This window comes from Ruegeria sp. CDSC042, from assembly GCF_059610745.1.
This window is the reverse complement of record NZ_JBXWOF010000002.1, coordinates 43,556-62,992: the sequence shown is the minus strand read 5'-3', so window position 1 is coordinate 62,992 and position 19,437 is coordinate 43,556. Positions and strand designations below refer to the sequence as shown.

At 57.8% G+C, this 19,437-nt stretch carries 19 protein-coding genes; 11 read left to right on the top strand and 8 right to left on the bottom strand.

The genetic code is table 11. The features are described from left to right. Positions 1 to 57: 57 nt before the first annotated feature. The 4 genes from AC2FHX_RS05960 to AC2FHX_RS05945 all read right to left on the bottom strand — a co-directional run bounded on the left by AC2FHX_RS05960 (position 58) and on the right by AC2FHX_RS05945 (position 3,402). Positions 58 to 1,428, bottom strand: a complete 1,371-nt coding sequence (locus AC2FHX_RS05960) for a glutamate--cysteine ligase (protein WP_281995270.1) — start codon at positions 1,426 to 1,428, stop codon at positions 58 to 60. A 65-nt stretch (positions 1,429 to 1,493) separates the two neighbouring features. Beyond that, positions 1,494 to 2,021, bottom strand: coding sequence for a hypothetical protein (locus AC2FHX_RS05955; RefSeq protein WP_271948569.1), 528 nt, complete (start codon positions 2,019 to 2,021; stop codon positions 1,494 to 1,496). Continuing rightward, entirely contained in the window at positions 2,018 to 2,680 is a 663-nt protein-coding gene (locus AC2FHX_RS05950; RefSeq protein ID WP_282021666.1) for a hypothetical protein, read from the bottom strand. The genes AC2FHX_RS05955 and AC2FHX_RS05950 overlap by 4 nt, the downstream gene beginning before the upstream one ends. Continuing rightward, complete coding sequence (locus AC2FHX_RS05945) at positions 2,677 to 3,402, bottom strand: 16S rRNA (uracil(1498)-N(3))-methyltransferase (protein ID WP_282021667.1); 726 nt, start codon at positions 3,400 to 3,402, stop codon at positions 2,677 to 2,679. The genes AC2FHX_RS05950 and AC2FHX_RS05945 overlap by 4 nt, the downstream gene beginning before the upstream one ends. Positions 3,403 to 3,414: 12 nt before the next feature. On the opposite strand from AC2FHX_RS05945, the gene ubiA reads away from it, so the two are divergent. The 3 genes from ubiA (at position 3,415) to AC2FHX_RS05930 (ending at position 6,663) form a co-directional block, all read left to right on the top strand. Further along, positions 3,415 to 4,377, top strand: a complete 963-nt coding sequence (gene ubiA / locus AC2FHX_RS05940; protein ID WP_496701006.1) for a 4-hydroxybenzoate octaprenyltransferase — start codon at positions 3,415 to 3,417, stop codon at positions 4,375 to 4,377. A gap of 65 nt (positions 4,378 to 4,442) precedes the next feature. Beyond that, the gene (locus tag AC2FHX_RS05935) at positions 4,443 to 6,341 is read left to right on the top strand and encodes an OmpA family protein (RefSeq protein WP_496701008.1); all 1,899 of its coding nucleotides are present in this window, start codon (positions 4,443 to 4,445) and stop codon (positions 6,339 to 6,341) included. Between the two features lies 1 nt (position 6,342). Further along, positions 6,343 to 6,663, top strand: a complete 321-nt coding sequence (locus AC2FHX_RS05930) for a hypothetical protein (RefSeq protein ID WP_142635291.1) — start codon at positions 6,343 to 6,345, stop codon at positions 6,661 to 6,663. A gap of 130 nt (positions 6,664 to 6,793) precedes the next feature. Here the strand turns inward: AC2FHX_RS05930 and AC2FHX_RS05925 are convergent, their stop codons facing one another. Both AC2FHX_RS05925 and hemC read right to left on the bottom strand, forming a co-directional pair. Next, positions 6,794 to 7,195 (bottom strand): carboxymuconolactone decarboxylase family protein, encoded by a 402-nt coding sequence (locus AC2FHX_RS05925; protein WP_142635290.1) that lies wholly within the window; start codon positions 7,193 to 7,195, stop codon positions 6,794 to 6,796. Positions 7,196 to 7,664: 469 nt separating this feature from the next. Then, positions 7,665 to 8,624 (bottom strand): hydroxymethylbilane synthase, encoded by a 960-nt coding sequence (gene hemC, locus AC2FHX_RS05920; RefSeq protein ID WP_271948580.1) that lies wholly within the window; start codon positions 8,622 to 8,624, stop codon positions 7,665 to 7,667. Positions 8,625 to 8,731: 107 nt separating this feature from the next. On the opposite strand from hemC, the gene hemE reads away from it, so the two are divergent. Then, entirely contained in the window at positions 8,732 to 9,766 is a 1,035-nt protein-coding gene (hemE, locus tag AC2FHX_RS05915) for a uroporphyrinogen decarboxylase (RefSeq protein WP_271948582.1), read from the top strand. Here the strand turns inward: hemE and AC2FHX_RS05910 are convergent. Then, a complete protein-coding gene (locus tag AC2FHX_RS05910) occupies positions 9,763 to 10,857 on the bottom strand; it encodes a CaiB/BaiF CoA transferase family protein (protein ID WP_496701010.1) in 1,095 nt (364 codons plus the stop codon). The genes hemE and AC2FHX_RS05910 overlap by 4 nt on opposite strands. A gap of 154 nt (positions 10,858 to 11,011) precedes the next feature. On the opposite strand from AC2FHX_RS05910, the gene AC2FHX_RS05905 reads away from it, so the two are divergent. The 6 genes from AC2FHX_RS05905 to uvrC all read left to right on the top strand — a co-directional run bounded on the left by AC2FHX_RS05905 (position 11,012) and on the right by uvrC (position 17,711). After that, positions 11,012 to 11,941: an ABC transporter ATP-binding protein gene (locus AC2FHX_RS05905; protein WP_142635285.1), complete on the top strand. Its 930-nt coding sequence runs from the start codon at positions 11,012 to 11,014 to the stop codon at positions 11,939 to 11,941. After that, the gene (locus AC2FHX_RS05900; RefSeq protein ID WP_142635283.1) at positions 11,938 to 12,699 is read left to right on the top strand and encodes an ABC transporter permease; all 762 of its coding nucleotides are present in this window, start codon (positions 11,938 to 11,940) and stop codon (positions 12,697 to 12,699) included. Before AC2FHX_RS05905 ends, AC2FHX_RS05900 begins: the two co-directional genes overlap by 4 nt. A gap of 113 nt (positions 12,700 to 12,812) precedes the next feature. Continuing rightward, the gene (locus AC2FHX_RS05895; protein ID WP_142635281.1) at positions 12,813 to 13,610 is read left to right on the top strand and encodes a S49 family peptidase; all 798 of its coding nucleotides are present in this window, start codon (positions 12,813 to 12,815) and stop codon (positions 13,608 to 13,610) included. Between the two features lie 168 nt (positions 13,611 to 13,778). Continuing rightward, a complete protein-coding gene (locus AC2FHX_RS05890) occupies positions 13,779 to 14,741 on the top strand; it encodes a calcium/sodium antiporter (protein ID WP_142635277.1) in 963 nt (320 codons plus the stop codon). 16 nt (positions 14,742 to 14,757) lie between these two features. Further along, the gene (locus AC2FHX_RS05885; protein ID WP_496701012.1) at positions 14,758 to 15,537 is read left to right on the top strand and encodes an SDR family oxidoreductase; all 780 of its coding nucleotides are present in this window, start codon (positions 14,758 to 14,760) and stop codon (positions 15,535 to 15,537) included. Positions 15,538 to 15,827: 290 nt separating this feature from the next. Then, positions 15,828 to 17,711, top strand: coding sequence for an excinuclease ABC subunit UvrC (gene uvrC, locus AC2FHX_RS05880; protein ID WP_281972609.1), 1,884 nt, complete (start codon positions 15,828 to 15,830; stop codon positions 17,709 to 17,711). On the opposite strand, the gene AC2FHX_RS05875 is transcribed toward uvrC, so the two are convergent. Then, positions 17,708 to 18,592 carry a DMT family transporter gene (locus AC2FHX_RS05875; RefSeq protein ID WP_496701014.1) on the bottom strand — a complete coding sequence of 295 codons (885 nt, stop codon included), beginning with the start codon at positions 18,590 to 18,592 and terminating at the stop codon, positions 17,708 to 17,710. The genes uvrC and AC2FHX_RS05875 overlap by 4 nt on opposite strands. 175 nt (positions 18,593 to 18,767) lie before the next feature. Between AC2FHX_RS05875 and pgsA the strand changes: the two genes are divergently transcribed. Beyond that, positions 18,768 to 19,436 carry a CDP-diacylglycerol--glycerol-3-phosphate 3-phosphatidyltransferase gene (gene pgsA, locus AC2FHX_RS05870; protein ID WP_142635269.1) on the top strand — a complete coding sequence of 223 codons (669 nt, stop codon included), beginning with the start codon at positions 18,768 to 18,770 and terminating at the stop codon, positions 19,434 to 19,436. Position 19,437 lies beyond the last annotated feature (1 nt).

The window sequence follows — 19,437 nt, the reverse complement described above, 5'->3', positions numbered from 1 at the left end:
TTTGGTCGCCAACCTGCTATCGGCCCCGCCCCGCGAATGCAAGCGGGACGCGGTGGGTCAATAGCTGTATTCGGGATAAATTCGGGTCAGATCGCCGTTCCAGTCGCCATTGTAGTGTTCCAGCAACTCATCCGCTGGAACCTTGCCGGTATCGAGACTTTCCTTCAGCGCATTCAGGAAATGCGTCTCATCGGGAACCAGACCACCTGCGCCGGGATAGGCCCGGGCCTTGAGACCACTTTCCGAGATCGCAACCACTTCGCGGGCAAGATCATGCATGTTGATGTCGCCAACCTGCGCCTGCAGGCCATTGACGGCCGCCTGAACGCGCAGTTCCTCGCGCGTTTCGGCATCCCAGCCCTTGACCAGATCCCAGGCCGCATCCAGCGCGCCCTGATCATAGGTCAGGCCAACCCAGAAGGCAGGCAGCGCACACAGACGCCGCCAAGGGCCACCATCCGCGCCGCGCATCTCCATGAATTTCTTGATCCGCGCCTCGGGGAAGGCGGTGGTCAGGTGATCGGCCCAATCGGACAGGGTAGGTGTTTCACCCGGCAGCGCGGGCAGTTTGCCCTGCAGGAAATCGCGGAAGGACATGCCCAGCGCGTTGATATACTGGCCATCGCGATAGACAAAGTACATCGGCACATCCAACGCGTATTGCACGTAGCGCTCGAACCCAAAGCCCTCTTCGAACACGAAGGGCAGCATGCCGGTGCGCGCATCGTCCAGGTGCCGCCAGATATGGCTGCGCCAGCTTTTCTGGCCGTTGGGCTTGCCCTCAAAGAAGGGCGAATTGGCGAACAGCGCGGTGGCCACCGGCTGCAAAGCCAGCGCGACGCGCAGTTTCTGCACCATGTCGGCCTCGGACCCAAAGTCGATATTGACCTGAACCGTGCAGGTGCGCCGCATCATGGCACGACCCATGGAACCTACTTTTTCCATGTAATCGTTCATCAGCCGATAACGGCCTTTGGGCATCAGAGGCATCTGCTCATGGGTCCAGATCGGGGCCGCGCCCAGACCTATAAAGCCCACGCCGATTTCATCAGCGATATCCTTAACCTCGCGCAGGTGGGTGTTCACCTCGTCGCAGGTCTCGTGGATCGTCTCCAACGGCGCGCCCGACAGCTCTAGTGCACCGCCCGGTTCAAGGCTGACATTGGCGCCGTCTTTTTCCAGGCCGATCAGGTGGCCCGCTTCGCGCACCTCGGCCCAGCCGTGCCGGTCGCGCAGCCCTTCAAGCACCGCCACAATCGACCGCGTGCCTTCGAATGGCAGCGGTTTCAGTGAGTCTTTACAATAGCCGAACTTTTCATGTTCGGTTCCGATACGCCAATCGGCTTTGGGCTTGCAGCCCGCTTCCAGATATTCGGCAAGTTGCTCGTGGCGTTCGATCGGTCCGCCGCCGGACTGGGGGATGGACATGAACCGTGCTCCGATCCTGATGTGTCTGTCTTGTTGGTCAGTCGTGGTCGCAAACGACGGCGGTGTCAATGCAACCGCATATGCGCAGGGCGCATCGGCTGACGCTCCCAAATTACTACGGGATGGACGGCCCCACCGTTCAATTCCGACAACATATGTTCTGTTTTCAACCCCGGCAGCGCCGAGAACACGTCAAACAGCGCTTCGGCCCCTTCGGCATTCACAGGAATGTGAAGCGTCGGCTGGCCAGGCTGTTCCAACACCCAATGCGCTGGATTCGAGGATGGGTCCAACGCCAACCGTTCGATTTCCCGCGTCGCTACCATGCCGCCGTCCAGCGGGCCAAAATAGGATATCTGGCCTTCGTCGATGGTCACAACTCCGGGGCCACCGACGCCGGTGCGAAACCTAGCGCGCTGAACCCCGATCACGGCCAGTGCAACCGACACCGCCACCAAAACCCAGCCCAACCAGCCCAGCAACCCACCCGGGCCGCTGATCCAGCTGAGGCCAACCAACAGGATGACACCGGCAACCAGCACTTCGCGCCAGCGCCACAGGGCCAGTTTCGCTTCGGGTCGGATGAAACTCATTTGACTGTACTACCTTCTATCCCGCGGTATGGTGCTGAAATATTCTCAAACTGCATATCTCCAAAGTCTCCGATCAATTTGTTGCCGTCTGCAGTCTTACGAAATAGCTTTGCTCCCTCGCAATAATAGCAATTCAACAGCACCGAAGGCCTGCCTCTTCTTTCCCCGTCCATTTTTCGCAGTCTCGTGATTTCTTGTTCAGACGTTTTTTCCCATTCAGACCGAGGCCTCAAATGCAACCACGGCTTTTTGGATCTATCCAATTTGAAACCAGATCTAAGAGCTTCAATACCTTGGTCATTTGCGGCGCCTAGAAGTGAAACTGTAGTGTTATCTACAAAAAAACCACCGCAAGAGTACGTGACCTGATATGGAAAATACTCTAGCGCCGTAAAATAAGGAGGCCTGCTGATCGCCATAAAGGGATAGGCAGAGTTTTTTTGCATCCCACCGTACAAGAAATGACGGCCGTCTGGGGAAAGCGCGCAATCGCTCCCATAAATTCGTGTCTTGATCCACTGACCAAAGGTAAACTTATCTCCTTTGGTCTGCCAATGGATCAAACGGTAAAGACTGTTACTCGCCCGAAAGAGTATCACTGCATCGCTACTCTCAGTTGAGAAGAAAAGGTGAAGTTCTTGTCTCGGGGTTTGTGTCACGCCCAGTCCCCCAACGCCTGCTGCCACATGGTCAGAGCCGCGACGGCTGCTGTATCCGCGCGCAGGATACGTGGGCCAAGACTGACGACATGGGCATAGGGTAAGGCGGTCAGCCGAGCGCGTTCACGTTGGGAAAAGCCGCCCTCGGGTCCGATAAGGATCGCCCATGGCAACCCCTTTTCATTCGCCGCCAGGCGCAGGGCCGAGCCGACCTCGGCCTCGTTACAAAACATCAGTTGACGACCCTCGGGCCAGCCATCCAGAACTCGGTCCAGCCGCTGCAGATCGGCGACCTCGGGCACAAAGGTACCGCCGCATTGCTCGGCGGCCTCAACCGCGTGGGCTTGCAAGCGGTCCTGGCGGATACGTTCGGAATTGGTGAATTCTGTCTGCACCGGCATGATCCGCGCCGCACCCATTTCCGCCGCCTTTTCAACGATGAAATCGGTGCGTGCCTTTTTGATCGGGGCGAACAGGAACCACAGGTCGGGTGGCCGTTGCAGCGGTTTGGTCTGTTCGACACAGGTCAGTACACCGCCACGCTTTCCCGCTTCGGCCACTTCGGCCTGCCATTCTCCGTCCTGTCCGTTAAACAAGGCAACCTGCCCCCCCACAGCCAGGCGCATGACACCGAACAGGTAATGTGCCTGCTCGCGCGTCAATTCTACCGATTGCCCCGGACCCAAAGGGTGCTCTACATACAGTCTGATCTTTGCACTCATGAGACCTTACATATGCAAGGCAATGCGCCAACACCAGACGGTCAGGTCGCTGATGCGGTCAGCGGCAACTGGGTCGACACCTATGCGCCGGAATTCTCGCGCCCTTACCTGCGGCTGAGCCGGGCTGATCGGCCTATCGGCACATGGCTGCTGCTGATCCCCTGCTGGTGGGGGCTGGCGCTGGCCATCCTCAGCGACGGCACCCCGCGGTGGGAGGACCTCTGGATCGCCATCGGTTGTGCCATCGGTGCCTTTTTGATGCGCGGCGCGGGCTGCACATGGAATGACATTTCGGACCGCGACTTTGATGCAAAAGTGGAACGGACCCGGTCGCGCCCGATCCCTTCTGGGCAAGTCAGTGTTCGGCAGGCCGCGATCTGGATGGTGCTGCAATGCCTGCTGGCATTGTTGGTTCTGCTGAGCTTCAACCAGGCCGCCATCGCCATGGGCGTGCTGTCCCTGTTGCCCGTCGCTGTCTACCCCTTCGCCAAAAGGTTCACCTGGTGGCCACAGGTATTTCTGGGGCTGGCCTTCAACTGGGGCATCCTGCTGACCTGGGCCGCGCATACTGGAACGGTCGGCGGCCCGGCTATCACTCTGTACCTGGCCGGCATCGCCTGGACGCTGTTCTACGACACGATCTATGCGCATCAGGACGCCGAGGATGACGAGCTGATCGGTATCAAATCCACCGCCCGCCTGTTCGGGACAAATACTGCGCATTGGTTAAAGTATTTCCTGGTCGCCACTGTATCCCTAATGGCGCTGGCCATTATCGACGCCATGACAGGGCAGGAGCCGATTACAGCCATGTTCGTGGCACTTGCCGGACCTTGGGCGATGGGATGGCACATGACGTGGCAACTGCGTGGGCTGGACACTGAAGACAACGCCAAATTACTGCAACTTTTCCGCGCCAATCGTGACACCGGCCTTATTCCGCTGATCTTCCTTTGCATTGCTGTGCTGCTCTGATTGCACCTCGGCGCGGGCCTCTGTAAGAGTCCTGCTCAATAACTTCAGGAGTCGTCTGCCCGCACATGCGCCTGCCCTATTTCCTAGCTGCCTCCCTGATATTCCTCGTTTCGGCCAGCCTTTCGCTCGTGGCCGCAGGATATGCGGTAACCAAAGTCGAAGAAGCGTCGGAACTCGCCGTGCGGCGTGCGCTTGACCTAAAAGGGCATGACTGGGCCGAAGTCGAATCCGATGGCCTGCGCGTTGTCCTGACCGGCACAGCCATTGACGAAGCAACGCGGTTCAATGCGCTGACCGCAGCCGGGACCGAGGTTGATACCTCACGCGTTATTGATGACATGCAGGTCGCCCCCACCCGGCAACTGGCAGCACCGCGCTTTTCCGCTGAAATTTTGCGAAACGACAGCGGTATTTCGATTATTGGTCTGATACCCGCAAGCCAAGACCGCAGCGAGCTGATCGAAAGGTTGCGCCGGATGGACGGCGACACCGTTTCGGACCTGATGGAAACGGCGGATTACCCTATACCCGAAGGCTGGGACGACGCGTTGAACTATGCGCTCGAAGCGTTGACCCGCCTGCCGCGCGCCAAAATATCGGCCAGCCCCGGTTTGGTGAAAATCACCGCCATTGCAGACAGCCTGCGGGAAAAAGAACGACTGGAACAGAGCCTGACCCGCGCAGCACCTCCCAGTTTGCGAATCGGGTTGTCGATCTCGGCTCCGCGCCCCGTAATCACCCCCTTTACACTGCGCTACCTGATTGATGCCAACGGCGGCCAGTTCGATGCCTGCTCGGCCCAGAATGAAAAAGCGCGGGATGCCATCGTCGCTGCTGCCAAAGAGGCAGGCCTTGCTGGCCCGTTTAACTGTACAATCGGTTTGGGCGTGCCCTCACCCCGTTGGCCCGAAGCGGCAACGCTCAGCATTCGTGCCCTGTCCAAGATTGGTCAGGGTTCGGTCACGATTTCGGATGCGGATATCACGCTGGTGGCGGCGCAGGGAACAGAGGCTGGGGTCTTTGACCGTGTGGTGGGCGAGCTGGAAAATGCGCTGCCCGAGGTTTTCGCCCTGCACGCCGTCCTGCCCGAACCCGAAACCGCCGAATCCACCGGCCCCCCCGAGTTCTCGACCACGCGCAGCCCCGAAGGGCTGGTCCAAATGCGCGGTCGTCTGAGCAATGAGACATCGCGCGACATGGCCGACAGTTTTGCCCGCGCGGCATTTGGATCGGAACAGGTTTATACCGCCACCCGCATCGCCTCCGACTTACCCGCAGACTGGCCGGTGCGTGTTCTGGCGGGGCTGGAAGCGTTGTCTCTGCTGCATAACGGCGCTCTGACTGTTACCCCTGACGACGTTTCTCTCAGCGGGGTCAGCTACGACCCGGACGCCAAAGCCCGTATCGCCGGATTGCTGTCGGAAAAGCTTGGGGATGCCAAAGGTTTCACCCTTTCGATCACCTATCAAGAGCCGCCGAAACCCGCAGACAGCCTGCCCGACCCAGAGCTGTGCGAAGACCAGCTTGCTGAGGTTCAGGCCAGCAGCAAAATCGCATTCGAACCGGGATCGGCCACGGTTGCAGCGGATTCGCGCGATACCGTCAATCAGATCGCCGAGATTCTGCGCGAATGCGGCCCCATCCGGATTGAAATTCAGGGCCATACAGATAGTCAGGGCCGCGAAGAGATGAACCAGCAACTCAGCCAGGCGCGGGCTCAGTCGATCCTGAATGAGTTGCGCGGACGCCGCATCCCAACGTCAAGCTACTCGGCCGTGGGATATGGTGAAACGCAACCGATCGCAGACAACGATACCGAGGCAGGCCGAGAAGAAAACCGTCGCATTGAATTCCGCCTGATCCGGCCCGAGCCCATTGCCAATTCCGAGACCGGGCTTGAGGCGCTGGAGGCCGAGACAGAGACGCCAGAAGACGCCGCAGATACCGGCGCAGAGGATCAGTAAGTTGAACAGAATAGAATTCATCATTGCCACCGCCATCATCCTGTTCGCAGCCTTCTGCATGGGGTGGTTCGCCAACTGGCTGGCCCATCGTCTGTCTCGTGTTCGCCAAAGCGACGTCGCCGATCTGGATCGCATGAGCCAGGAATTGCATGAGGCCGAAGAAACCCGCGATCAGGCCATCACCTATCTGCAACAGCGTGAGGCCGAGCTAACCAATCAGCTCACCCAGACCGAGGCGGAACTGGGCGCTGCCATGGACGGGTTGCGCGCCGCGCGGCAGGAGGCCGAAGAATTACGCGGCCGGATCAACAACGCGGACTAAGAGAACCAGAGGAATCGGCAACTTGCGACACCCGCAAATATAGGGCGCCGTTGTGTGTTTCAGACACCTGCCAAACCGGGCCCGAAAATCCCCTCAGCTTGATGAAGCTTGGGCACAGCTCAATTCATGATCATGTCTCAGAGGTTGTCTCTGCCTCGTCCAGAACCTTGCGCGCGACACGAAAGCATTCCAGCGCCTGCGGCACGCCACAATAGATGCCGATCACGTGAATAATGGCCCGGATTTCTTCTTTGCTGACGCCGTTGCTGATGGCGCCGCGACAGTGGAGTTCCCATTCGTGCATCTTGCCCAGCGCGCCGATCATGGACAGGTTCATCATTGACCGGGTCTTGGCGTCAATCACATCGTCGCCCCAGCCGAAACCCCAGCACCAAGCGGTCATTGCCTCTTGAAACGGCCGGGTAAAATCGTCGGCGGCAGCCAGGTTTTTCTCAACATATTCCGCGCCCAGGGTGCTTTTGCGTTGCTCCAGCCCTCTGAGGAACAGATCTTCGTCGAAAGTCTCGGCCATTTTGGTCTCCGGTAATCGTCACAATGAAGCGGTGCGCTGAAACACTCTACGCCTCTTACAGGTACTATCAACGCTTGCACTTTACGCCGGATAAGAAAATGCGACGGATTTTCTAGCCCCTTGGCACGAGGATCATTCCACTGCCCCGCGCATCCAGTCTTGAAGACAGGCAATTATATGTACTGACATCGCTTCACCAGAGGGCTGCGATTGTGCAAGCGGTTCAAGACGTCGCGGCTATTTGAGACACCCAAAAGTAAACGGGCCGCCGTCTTAATGAGACAGCGGCCCTTACTGACTGAATGTCGGGGTTTGGTCTCGCCCCCTCGAATACCACTTAAAAATGGACAGACTAACAAAAACTTTCGACTTCTTCGAGACCAACCCGATTTCTCAATCGGTGTGCATCCTTAATGCCTGATCTTTGAGAGCGCGACAGTGAACTAGTTCACATTAAATAAATTTATCTTCAATTCTTCCAATCAAAGAACCCGGGGCCGGCCTTTGTCAGTAGTTTTTCGGCCATTGCGCGCGCCATTTCTGCACCATCACCAATCACGCCAGTGGCGTCTTCGGCGATAGAATCAGACCCGTCCGGGCGCAGGACTTCTCCGCGCAGGCGCAGAATGCCACCACTGATATCAGCCAGCCCGGCAATCGGAGTCTCGCAGGACCCGTCAAGCGCGGCCAGCAAGGCGCGCTCGGCCAAAAGTCGATACCCGGTTTCGCTATGATGAATTGCCTCCAACATCCCTGCAGCACGGGGATCGTCACTGCGACGTTCGATACCGATTGTACCTTGTGCAATAGCGGGCAGCATATCCTCGGGCGAGATAGCAGTTGCGGGAACGTCGTCCATATTCAGGCGCCGGATACCTGCCATCGCCAGAAACGTGCAATCCGCTACGCCATCGGTCAGTTTCTTCAGGCGCGTTTGCACGTTGCCTCGGAACTCGACCACATTCAGGTCAGGGCGCCGGTTCAACAGCTGAGCCCGGCGGCGCAAAGACGAGGTGCCAACCACCGCGCCATTGGGCAGGTCATGAATAGAATTCAGGCTGGGCGAAATAAAAGCGTCGCGCACATCTTCGCGCGGCAGGAACGTGTCCAACACAAGACCCGCGGGCTGTTCGACCGGCATGTCCTTGGTCGAATGCACAGCAATGTCGATATCACCTCGCAGCATCGCTTCTTCGATTTCCTTGGTGAACAGGCCTTTGTTGCCGATCTCCTTCAGCGGGCGGTCGGCGTCGATCATCGCGCGATTGTCGCCGGTGGTCTTGATCACCACGATTTCGAATGCATCTTCGGGCAGATCAAAGGCTGTGCCTAACCGCTGCCGGGTTTCATAGGCTTGCGCCAGCGCCAGGGGCGAACCACGGGTGCCGATTTTCAGCGGTGAGGCGGGTGAAGGCAGGGTCAATGTCATGGACACAGCTTTAGTCGCGTCACATTGCCCTGACAATGGGGGCAGAGCTTGACAAATTGCCGCCGAAGGAAGACCCGTTGCCACAAACCAGACGATTGGGGGCACAGATGGCCGAAACAAAGAAACTGCTGCGGGCATTGGCAGGACAGGTGCAGGATGTGCCTCCGATCTGGATGATGCGCCAGGCCGGGCGGTATCTGCCAGAATATCGTGCAACGCGCGCGCAGGCCGGGGATTTCCTGTCGCTGTGCTACAACCCCGAGCTTGCGGCCGAGGTCACATTGCAGCCGATCCGTCGCTATGGGTTCGATGCAGCTATCCTGTTTGCGGATATCCTGTTGGTACCACAGGCGCTGGGTGCGGACCTTTGGTTTGTCACCGGTGAAGGCCCGCGTTTGTCGACTATCACGCAGCAATCCGAGTTTGATGCGCTGAAATCGGTCGAGGATATCCACGAAACACTCTCGCCAGTCTATGAGACAGTGCGCATCCTGTCACAGGAGTTGCCGTCCGAGACAACCTTGATCGGTTTTGCTGGCGCGCCGTGGACAGTGGCGACCTACATGATCGCCGGACGCGGCACCCCGGATCAAGGCCCCGCCCATGCTCTGCGCGAGGGGAATACTGCGCTGTTCGAAGCGCTGCTGGACCGGATCACGCTGGCCACGATCGAATATCTTTCAGCCCAGATCGAGGCCGGCGCCGAGGTAGTCAAGATATTCGACAGCTGGGCCGGATCGCTGAAGGGTGAGGCGTTCCGCAAATATGCGGTCGAGCCGTGCCGCGTAATCACCCAGGCCATCAAGGAACGTCACCCCGGCATCCCGGTGATCGGATTCCCGCGAGAGGCCGGAGATGGCTATATCGGGTTCGCCAAAACCACGGGGGTTGATTGCGTCGCGCTGGACAATTCGGTCTCGCCGGAATGGGGCGCCGAGCATGTCCAGGTGGATGGTTGCGTACAGGGCAATCTGGCGTCGTCGCATATGGTGACCGGCGGTCAAGCGCTGGTGGACGAGACCCGGCGGATTGTCGATGCATTCTCCAAAGGGCCGCATATCTTCAATCTGGGTCATGGCATCACGCCCGATGCCGATCCCGACAATGTTCAGCGTATGATCGACGCAGTGCGCAACCGCTAGGCTTTGGGTCGGGCGTCCAGCTCGGCCAGTATGTCTTGTGTATGATCTCCGCGGCGCGGGCTGGGTCTGGGCTTCCACTCCCGCTCGGAAAACCGCGGCGCGGCGGCGGCCTGTAGCATACCGTCGGGGGCAAGCCAGGTCTGGCGTGCAGTGTTCATGGCATGGTTCTGCGCCTCGGACGGGTTGAGCACCGGTGCAACACAGGCGTCACTTGCTGCAAACAGCGCCGCCCAATGATCACGTGGTTTGCCAGCAAAGATTTCAGCCAGTCGCCGGGTCAGCGCGGACCAGGTGGAAGCATCATATTGCTGCCGAAATTCGGGATCGCCAGACAGGTCCAATATCTGCAGGAACTCGGCATAGAATTTCGGCTCCAGGCACTGCACCGCCACAAATCCACCATCAGAGCAGGCATAGGTTCGGCTCCAATGGGGACCGTCCAGAAGGCTGTGTCCGCGAGTATCTGACAGGTTTCCGGTTTGGCGCAGGCTCATCAGCAGGTTCATCATATGGGCCGAGCCATCATAGATGGCGGCGTCCACGACCGAGCCCTTTCCTGTGCGTGCCGCATTCAGCAATCCGGCCAGAATGCCCGCGACCAGATACATGGCACCGCCACCGATATCACCCACCAAAGTGGCCGGGGTTTGCGGCGGTTGGTCCGGTTGCGACGCGTACCAGAGCGCCCCGGACAGGGCGATGTAGTTCAGATCGTGCCCGGCATTCTTGGACAAGGGGCTGTTCTGTCCCCAACCCGTCATACGGCCATAAATCAGCTTTGGGTTCAGATCGCGACAGATATCAGGGCCAAGGCCCAGCTTTTCCATCACACCGGGTCGAAACCCTTCGATCAGTGCATCAGCCGTGGCGATCAGGCGCCGGGCCACATCCAGATCGGCCGGGTCTTTGAGGTTCAGGCTGATCGACCGCTTGCCCCGATCCAGAACTGACTGTTCGGGCATGCCCGGAGTCGCGGCCTGACCCTTGCGGTGGATGGTGATCACATCTGCACCGAGATCGGCCAACAGCATGGCGGCAAAGGGACCGGGGCCCAAGCCCTCGATTTCGATGATCCGAATTCCACTTAACATACCAGTCCTCCTGCCCGCGCAGGGTTTCGGGGCCAGCCAGGAAATGCAAGCCCGGACTGGAAAGGCCAATTGGAAAGCTGAGCAGAATGTGTGAATTGGGCCTGTTCTGTGGCTAACTCGCAGGGTAGTGTCGCCGCCAGAACGGGGGAGGCGCATGACAACAATTCTGTCCATCAGGGATTTGCGAAAGTCCTATGCCGGAGGTTTTGAGGCGCTAAAGGGCGTGTCTCTGGACATCGAGCAGGGAGAAATCCTGGCTCTTCTGGGTCCCAACGGTGCAGGCAAGACCACGCTGATTTCGACGGTGTGTGGAATAACGACGCCAACCTCAGGAAGCGTGACCGTCGGCGGCCACGATATCCAGACTGATTTTCGCGCAGCCCGCCGGATGATCGGTTTGGTTCCGCAGGAAATCGCGCTCGAACCCTTTGAAAAGGTCTGGAACACTGTGCGATTGTCGCGCGGGCTGTTCGGGCTTGGGCAGAACAACGCACGTATCGAAGAAATTCTGCGAAAATTGTCTTTGTGGGAAAAACGCAAAAACGCAATCAAAGAACTATCGGGCGGTATGAAACGTCGGGTTCTGATCGCAAAAGCGCTGGCACACGAGCCACGTGTTCTGTTTCTGGACGAGCCGACCGCAGGTGTTGATGTCGAACTGCGCAAAGACATGTGGGAAATCGTGGCCGAGTTGAAGCAGGCCGGTGTCACCATCATTCTAACCACCCACTATATCGAAGAGGCCGAGGCCATTGCCGACCGTGTCGGCGTCATCGACAAGGGTGAACTGCTACTGGTTCAGGACAAAGACACTTTGATGGCGCAGATGGGAAAGAAGCAGATCGAAGTCATGCTGACCCAGCCCATTCAAACCGTCCCCGACAGTCTGGCCGCACACAATCTCAAACTGAATGGCAAGGGTGACGCGCTGGTTTATACCTACGACACAAATGCCGACCGCACTGGCATCACCACCCTGTTGAACGATGTGGCCGAGGCCGGGCTGATTTTACGCGATGTACAGACGCGTCAGTCCAGCCTTGAAGAGATCTTTGTCAATATGGTGTCGGGAGAAGCCACATGAACTGGTCCGCCATAACCGCCATCTACCGGTTCGAAATGGCCCGGTTCTTCCGCACCCTTGCGCAAAGCTTCATATCTCCGGTCCTGTCGACATCGCTGTATTTCGTTGTCTTTGGCACGGCGATTGGCAGCCGCATACAAGAGGTCGAAGGCGTATCCTATGGGGCGTTCATCGTTCCGGGGCTGGTCATGTTATCTGTTGTGACGCTGTCGATCTCGAACGCCTCTTTCGGGATCTATTTCCCAAAGTTTCTGGGAACGATATATGAGCTTCTTTCGGCGCCGGTGAATTTCATCGAGATCGTCATCGGCTATGTCGGAGCGGCAGCGACAAAATCGCTGTTTGTGGGTGTCGTGATCCTTGTGACCTCTGCATTCTTTGTGGATTTGCGTATTGAACACCCGCTTGCCATGGCGACATTTCTAGTCCTGACCTGCCTCAGCTTTTCCTTGCTGGGCTTCATCATCGGCATCTGGGCCAGCAATTTCGAGCAGATGTCTTTGGTTCCGCAACTCGTGGTGACACCGCTGATCTTTCTGGGCGGTACCTTTTATTCGATTTCGATGCTGCCCCCGCTGTGGCAGACCATCACCCTGTTCAACCCGGTCGTCTATCTGATCTCAGGCTTTCGCTGGTCGTTTTACGGCCTGGCCGATGTGCCGATCATGTTCAGCCTTTTGGCCATACTGGCGTTTACCGGCGTGTGTCTGGGCATCATCGGATGGATCTTCAAAACTGGCTGGCGCATCCGGAGTTAGGCCATGGACGGCGTTGCATTTTTGCCCATCACCTTCAGTAAATACGTTCACGCGACCGATAACGGTCAGCCGCTCCCTTGTTTACCGCGTGGGCGCACTCTACATCGGCACCCATGAAGGTCAGCCTGCCGTTTCTCAAAAAACAGCCAACCGTTTCGGTCGTGCGCTTGTCGGGTGCAATCGGCATGTCCGGGCGCGGGTCGATGTCTGACACAACTCTGGCACCGGTTCTCGAAAAAGCATTTCGCAAAGGCAAACCTGCCGCCGTCGCGCTTGAGGTCAACTCGCCCGGCGGATCCCCGGTCCAAAGTTCATTGATCGGTGCGCGCATTCAGCGTCTTTCGAAAGAACTGGATGTTCCCGTCTTCGCATTTGTCGAGGATGTGGCAGCTTCGGGTGGCTATTGGTTGGCAGCGGCAGCTGATGAGATTTACGCCGATGACAGTTCGGTACTGGGTTCGATTGGCGTGATCTCTTCGGGGTTCGGCGCACATCTTTTCCTTGAGAGGCAGGGTTTCGAACGGCGAGTGCACACGGCGGGCCATTCGAAATCCATGTTGGATCCCTTTGCCCCGGAAAAACCTGAAGATGTCGCAAGGCTTGAAGGCCTGTTACGCGATATCCACGAGAACTTCACTGCTCATGTCAAAGCACGACGCGGGGCAAAGCTTGAAACGGGTGCTGATCTGTTCACTGGCGAAGTCTGGCTGGCACGCCGCGCGCATGAACTTGGCCTGATCGACGGCATCGCTCATCTCAAACCCAAAATGCAGGACCGGTTTGGCGATAAAGTAAAATTCCGCCGTTACGGGCTGCGCAAGCCATTCTGGTCACGGTTCGGCGCCTCCTTGGCACAGGACGCGGTTGCCGGACTTGAGGAGCGTGCCGCATACGCACGTTTCGGTTTGTAGCGTGATTATCAAGATCGTGACCCTCTTTTTGATTGCCATGGGCGTCCTGGCAATGTTCGGCAAACTGCGGTTCCCGGGGCAGAAAAAACTGCAATCCGCAAGATGCCCGCGCTGTCATCGGTTCAGGATCGGTAAAGGTCCCTGTGCCTGCGAAAAAGGAGGCCGCGCATGACGGCATGGCTGTTATCCGGTCTCGGTTTGTTGATCCTGTTGCTGGCGGGTGATGCGCTGGTACGCGGTGCCGTGAACCTCAGCCTGCGGATTGGAGTACCGGCGTTGATCGTTAGTTTGACGATCGTGGCATTCGGCACCTCGGCGCCAGAACTTCTGATTGCAATCAGTGCAATTAAGGAAAACGCACCGGGCATCGCCCTGGGTAACGTTGTGGGGTCGAACACGGCCAATATCCTGCTGGTGCTGGGCCTGCCTGCGCTGCTTGCCACGCTGCACACCAGCGAATGCGACAGCCGCAAGAACTATGTGTTCATGTTGCTGGCAACCGTTCTGTTCATCGGCCTTGCCTTCTGCGGCGTGTTCAACCTGTTCAGCGGCGCGATTTTGCTGGCTGCTCTCAGCTTTGTTCTATGGACCGCCTTCCGAGAAGCCCATGCCCATCGTAAGGCCTGTGGCAAAGCCTGCGCCGAGGATGACGATTTTGATGGCCTCGAAGAAGCCGATCCAGACATGCCCTATTGGAAGATTTCAGTCTACCTGGTGCTCGGACTGATAGGCCTGCCGATGGGCGCACATCTTCTGGTCGACAACGCTACAATCATTGCCCGCACTTACGGCGTCAGCGAGACTGTAATCGGATTGACACTTATAGCGGTGGGAACTTCTCTGCCGGAACTGGCGACCACTGTTATGGCTGCACTGCGCCGACAAGCCGATGTCGCATTGGGCAATGTTATCGGGTCCAACATGTTCAATCTGTTGGCCATCGTCGGCATTGCAACCCTGTTTGGGCGCATTCCTGTTGATCCAGAATTCCTGCGATTTGATCTTTGGGTCATGCTGGGCGCATCACTCCTTTTGGTCCCCTTTGTATTTTTCAAACGGGATATCACCCGCGGATGGGGAATTCTGTTGACAAGCCTTTACGCGGTTTACGTTATTTCCTTGTTGGTGTGACACAAAGAGAGGCCGCATGACCCGAGCCCTAGTTACCGGTGCCGGAATTCGCCTTGGTAGGGCAATGGCCCTTTATCTGGCCGGGCGTGGGTACGACGTGGCGGTCCATTACGCCTCCTCTGAACAAGAGGCATCTAAGGTTGTCGCTGAAATCAGGGCCCTAGGCCGCAATGCGGTAGCTCTGCAGGCCGACCTGTTAGAAGAAGCAAGCGTGGCTGCCCTGCTGCCACGCGCATCCGAGGCGCTGGGCGGACCCATTACCTGCCTGGTCAACAACGCTTCGATATTTGAATACGACAACATCCACACGGCCACCCGGCAAAGCTGGGACCGCCACATGAACAGCAACCTGCGGGCGCCATTCGTTTTGACTCAGGCGATGGCTGAACAGGGTCTGGAACCTGAAACCGATGATACGGGCGAGCCGCTGGCAACGGGCCTGATTGTAAACATGGTCGACATGCGGGTCCGCAAACTGACGCCCGAATTCATGTCCTACACCGTCGCCAAAATGGGGCTATGGGCGTTGACCCGTACTGCAGCTCAGGCGCTAACCCCGGCGATCCGCGTCAATGCCATCGGACCGGGACCGACGATGCAGGGTCACAGGCAATCCGAAGATCACTTCAAAGCACAGCGCGCCAACACCATTCTGGAACGTGGGTCAAACCCCTCTGACATCACCGCTGCACTTGGGTATTTCCTGGATGCTCATGCGGTCACCGGCCAGATTCTCTGCGTGGATGGCGGACAGCATTTGGGGTGGCAGACACCGGATGTTCTGGGCGTGGAATAACGTTTGGTGCTGGAAGTTTTGCACCGCTCTCATTTCTGTTATCAATCCGTTACAAAAATGTCTTTTTTTTCATACACTTGCCATGTGTAGAAATTTTTACTGTTTAAATTCAATAGACTACATATGTGCCTATTTTTTAAGCAAATCAAGGAATCCTTAATGAAACAAGGGAAAATTCAAGCCCCACAAAAGTTATCTGCACAGTTATCCACAGAATACGTGGATTTGTTTTCCCTTGATCTGAAGCGCTCAAGATTGCAGCCATGGTCAAAGAATCACATATTTTGGCCATGACCTCTCAAGACGACACCAACAGCTCTCAGAATGACGCCCAGTCGACAGGATACGCCTGCATCCAGCGATATGCGAAAACGCTCGACAGTTCACCTGGCGTGTACAGGATGCTGGATGCGGACAGCCGGGTTCTTTACGTCGGCAAGGCGCGCAATCTGAAGGCACGGGTGTCGAACTATACAAGACCGGGACACTCTGGCCGGATCGAGCGGATGATTGCGGCCACGGCCTCGATGATGTTCCTGACGACCCGGACCGAGACCGAGGCGCTGCTGCTTGAACAGAACCTGATTAAGCAGCTCAAACCGAAATACAACGTGCTGCTGCGCGACGACAAAAGCTTTCCCAATATTCTGGTGGCAAAGGACCATGTCTTTCCACAGATCAAAAAGCATCGGGGAGCAAAAAAGGAAAAGGGCGCGTATTTCGGCCCCTTCGCCAGCGCGGGTGCCGTGAACCGAACCCTGAACCAGCTGCAAAAGGCCTTCCTGCTGCGCAACTGTTCTGACTCGATGTTCGAAAGCCGCACCCGTCCCTGCCTGCTCTATCAGATCAAGCGGTGTTCTGGGCCTTGTGTCGGGTTGATCTCGGATCAGGATTACCGTGAAAGCGTCAAGGATGCGGAACGATTCCTGTCAGGCCGGTCGACCAAAGTGCAAGAGGAGCTGGCCGAACAGATGATGGCCGCGTCTGAGGCGATGGAGTTTGAACGCGCCGCTGGCCTGCGCGATCGCATCCGGGCGCTGACGCAGGTGCAGACCTCGCAAGGCATTAACCCGCGCGGTGTGGCCGAGGCGGATGTGATCGGCCTGTATATGGACAGTGGGCAGGCTTGCGTTCAGGTGTTCTTCATCCGCGCCAACCAGAACTGGGGCAACAAGGACTTCTATCCCCGCGTCGGGGCAGATGTGTCAGCCGCCGAGGTGATGGAGGCGTTTCTGGGTCAGTTCTACGACAACAAGGAACCACCCCGTCAGTTGATCCTGTCAGATGCCATTGAAAACGCCGATCTGATGCAAGAGGCGCTGACCGAAAAAGCCGGTCGCAAGGTAGAAATCCTTGTGCCCCAGCGTGGTGAGAAACAAGAACTTGTCGCAGGGGCCATACGCAACGCGCGTGAATCCCTGGCCCGGCGGATGTCGGAAAGTGCCACCCAGGCCAAACTGTTGCGCGGGATCGCCGAGGCATTTGATCTGGATGCCCCGCCAAACCGGATCGAAGTCTACGACAACTCCCATATTCAAGGAACAAATGCCGTGGGCGGCATGATCGTGGCCGGCCCCGAAGGTTTCATGAAAAATGCCTATCGCAAGTTCAACATTCGTGGAGATGACCTGACCCCCGGTGACGACTTTGGCATGATGAAAGAGGTGCTGACCCGCCGCTTTACCCGCCTGCAAAAAGAAGACCCCGACCGTGACAAGGGAATGTGGCCCGATCTGCTGCTGATTGACGGTGGCGCCGGGCAAGTGAGCGCCGTCCATGAGATTATGGCGCAGCACGGGGTCGAGGAGATTCCCATGATAGGTGTCGCCAAAGGCGTTGACCGCGACCATGGTAAGGAAGAATTTCACCGCACCGGCCAAAGGCCCTTTGCGCTGAAACGCAACGACCCGGTGCTCTATTTCATTCAGCGCCTAAGAGACGAGGCCCACCGGTTTGCCATCGGCACCCATCGAGCCAAGCGTGCCAAGGCCGTGGGGGCCACACCGCTGGATGAAATCCCCGGCGTGGGGGCCGCGCGCAAACGTGCCCTGTTGGCTCATTTCGGCAGCGCCAAAGCAGTTGGCCGGGCCAACCTGGCCGATCTGAAAGCGGTCGAGGGGATTTCGGCCGGCTTGGCGCAAAAGGTCTATGATTTCTTCCACGACAAGGGCTAGGCCCGCCGCCCGCGCCACAGGATGTACAGCCCCGAGGCCACAATCAGCGCGCTGCCGATCCACATGGTCTGGTCTAGTTGCTCGCCGAACAGGAACACGCCCAGACCGATACCGAACAGCAGACGCGTATAGCGGAACGGCGTCACGGCCGAGACCTCTCCGATCCGCATCGCCTTCATAAGCGAGGCATAGGCCATCACACCCATAAGCACCGCACCGGTCAGAAACAGACCGTTGTACAGATCGAGCGGGACGATTGGCACGCCCTCCCACAGGCGATAGGCCAAACCGGCAACGATGATGCTGAGGAAGCCGTAAAAGCCCAAAACCTCAGTCCCCAGTGTCGCCGGGGCTGCGCGGCTGGCCAGATCGCGACCGGCAAAGCCCAACATGCCCAGCACCGCCAGAATGGACAGCGCCGAAAAGCTGTCTCCGGTCGGTTGCAGGATGACTACAACGCCAATCAGACCGATCAGAATCGCGCTCCACCGTCGCCAGCCAACTGTTTCGCCAAAGATCAGCGCAGCGCCAGCGACCACGACCAACGGAGTCGCCTGCAAAATCACAGTAGCTGAGGACAAAGGCGTCAGCACAATGGCTAAGACATAGAATAACCGTCCGAATACCTCGAAGAGCACGCGCACTTTCATCGGGCGCGACAGGACATCCGGCTGAAACAGTTGCGTGCCGCGCGCCAGTGCAACCGCCGCAAAGACCAGCGCCCCACCCACCCCGAACAGAACCATCACCTGCCAGATCGGTACGGCACCCGAAGCCGCTTTCAACAGCGCGTCTTCCAGCGCAAACCCCGCCATTGCAGCGATCATCCACAGGCTGCCGGTCAGATTTGACCGGGCATCGGTTTGTATATGAGCTGTCATGATGTGCCTTCTGTCCCGGATACGTGCGGTGAACCTGACCGCAAAAAGAACAAACTCCAAGGGGCATGGGCGCACCACGCCTTGCCTGCGGCGCTTTGACCAAGTTCAGGGGACAAGTACGGTTTTTTGACTGTCTATCTTTTCTGTTGGATTTTAGCGATGTAGGGTCCGCTGCATGAAGTGGAACCTGCCCAATATTCTGACCGTCCTGCGTCTGCTGGCAGCCCCGGGGCTGGCCGTGATGTTTTTGTATTTCACCCGGCCCTATGCCGACTGGTTCGCGTTGATCCTGTTTCTGACAGCCGCCTTAACCGACTGGTTCGATGGCTATCTGGCACGAGCGTGGAAGCAGGAAACAAAAATTGGCGCCATGCTGGACCCGATTGCCGATAAGGCGATGGTGGTGATCGCGCTGATGATCTTGGTCGGGTATTCGGCCGAACACTGGACGCCGTGGCTGGTCCTGCCTGCCACTGTGATCCTGTTCCGAGAGGTCTTTGTGTCAGGCCTGCGCGAATATCTGGGTGATACGGCTGGGACGCTGAAAGTTACCAAACTTGCCAAATGGAAAACCACGGCCCAGATGGTGGCGATAGCCGTCTTGTTTTCACAGGGCATCTTCGAGCATTACTTTGTGATGGCCAGCTTCGGCATGGACCCAACGCTGATCGACCAGATTCTGACCGGGCAGGAAGACGACCTGAACGGCCTGCGCTGGCATCTTGAAGGGATGTTCTGGTCCAGTCGGATCGGCCTGTGGCTGCTGTGGATCGCAGCAGCGCTGACATTGATCACCGGCTATGACTACCTACGTAAAGCCATGCCACACCTGAAGGAGAACTAAG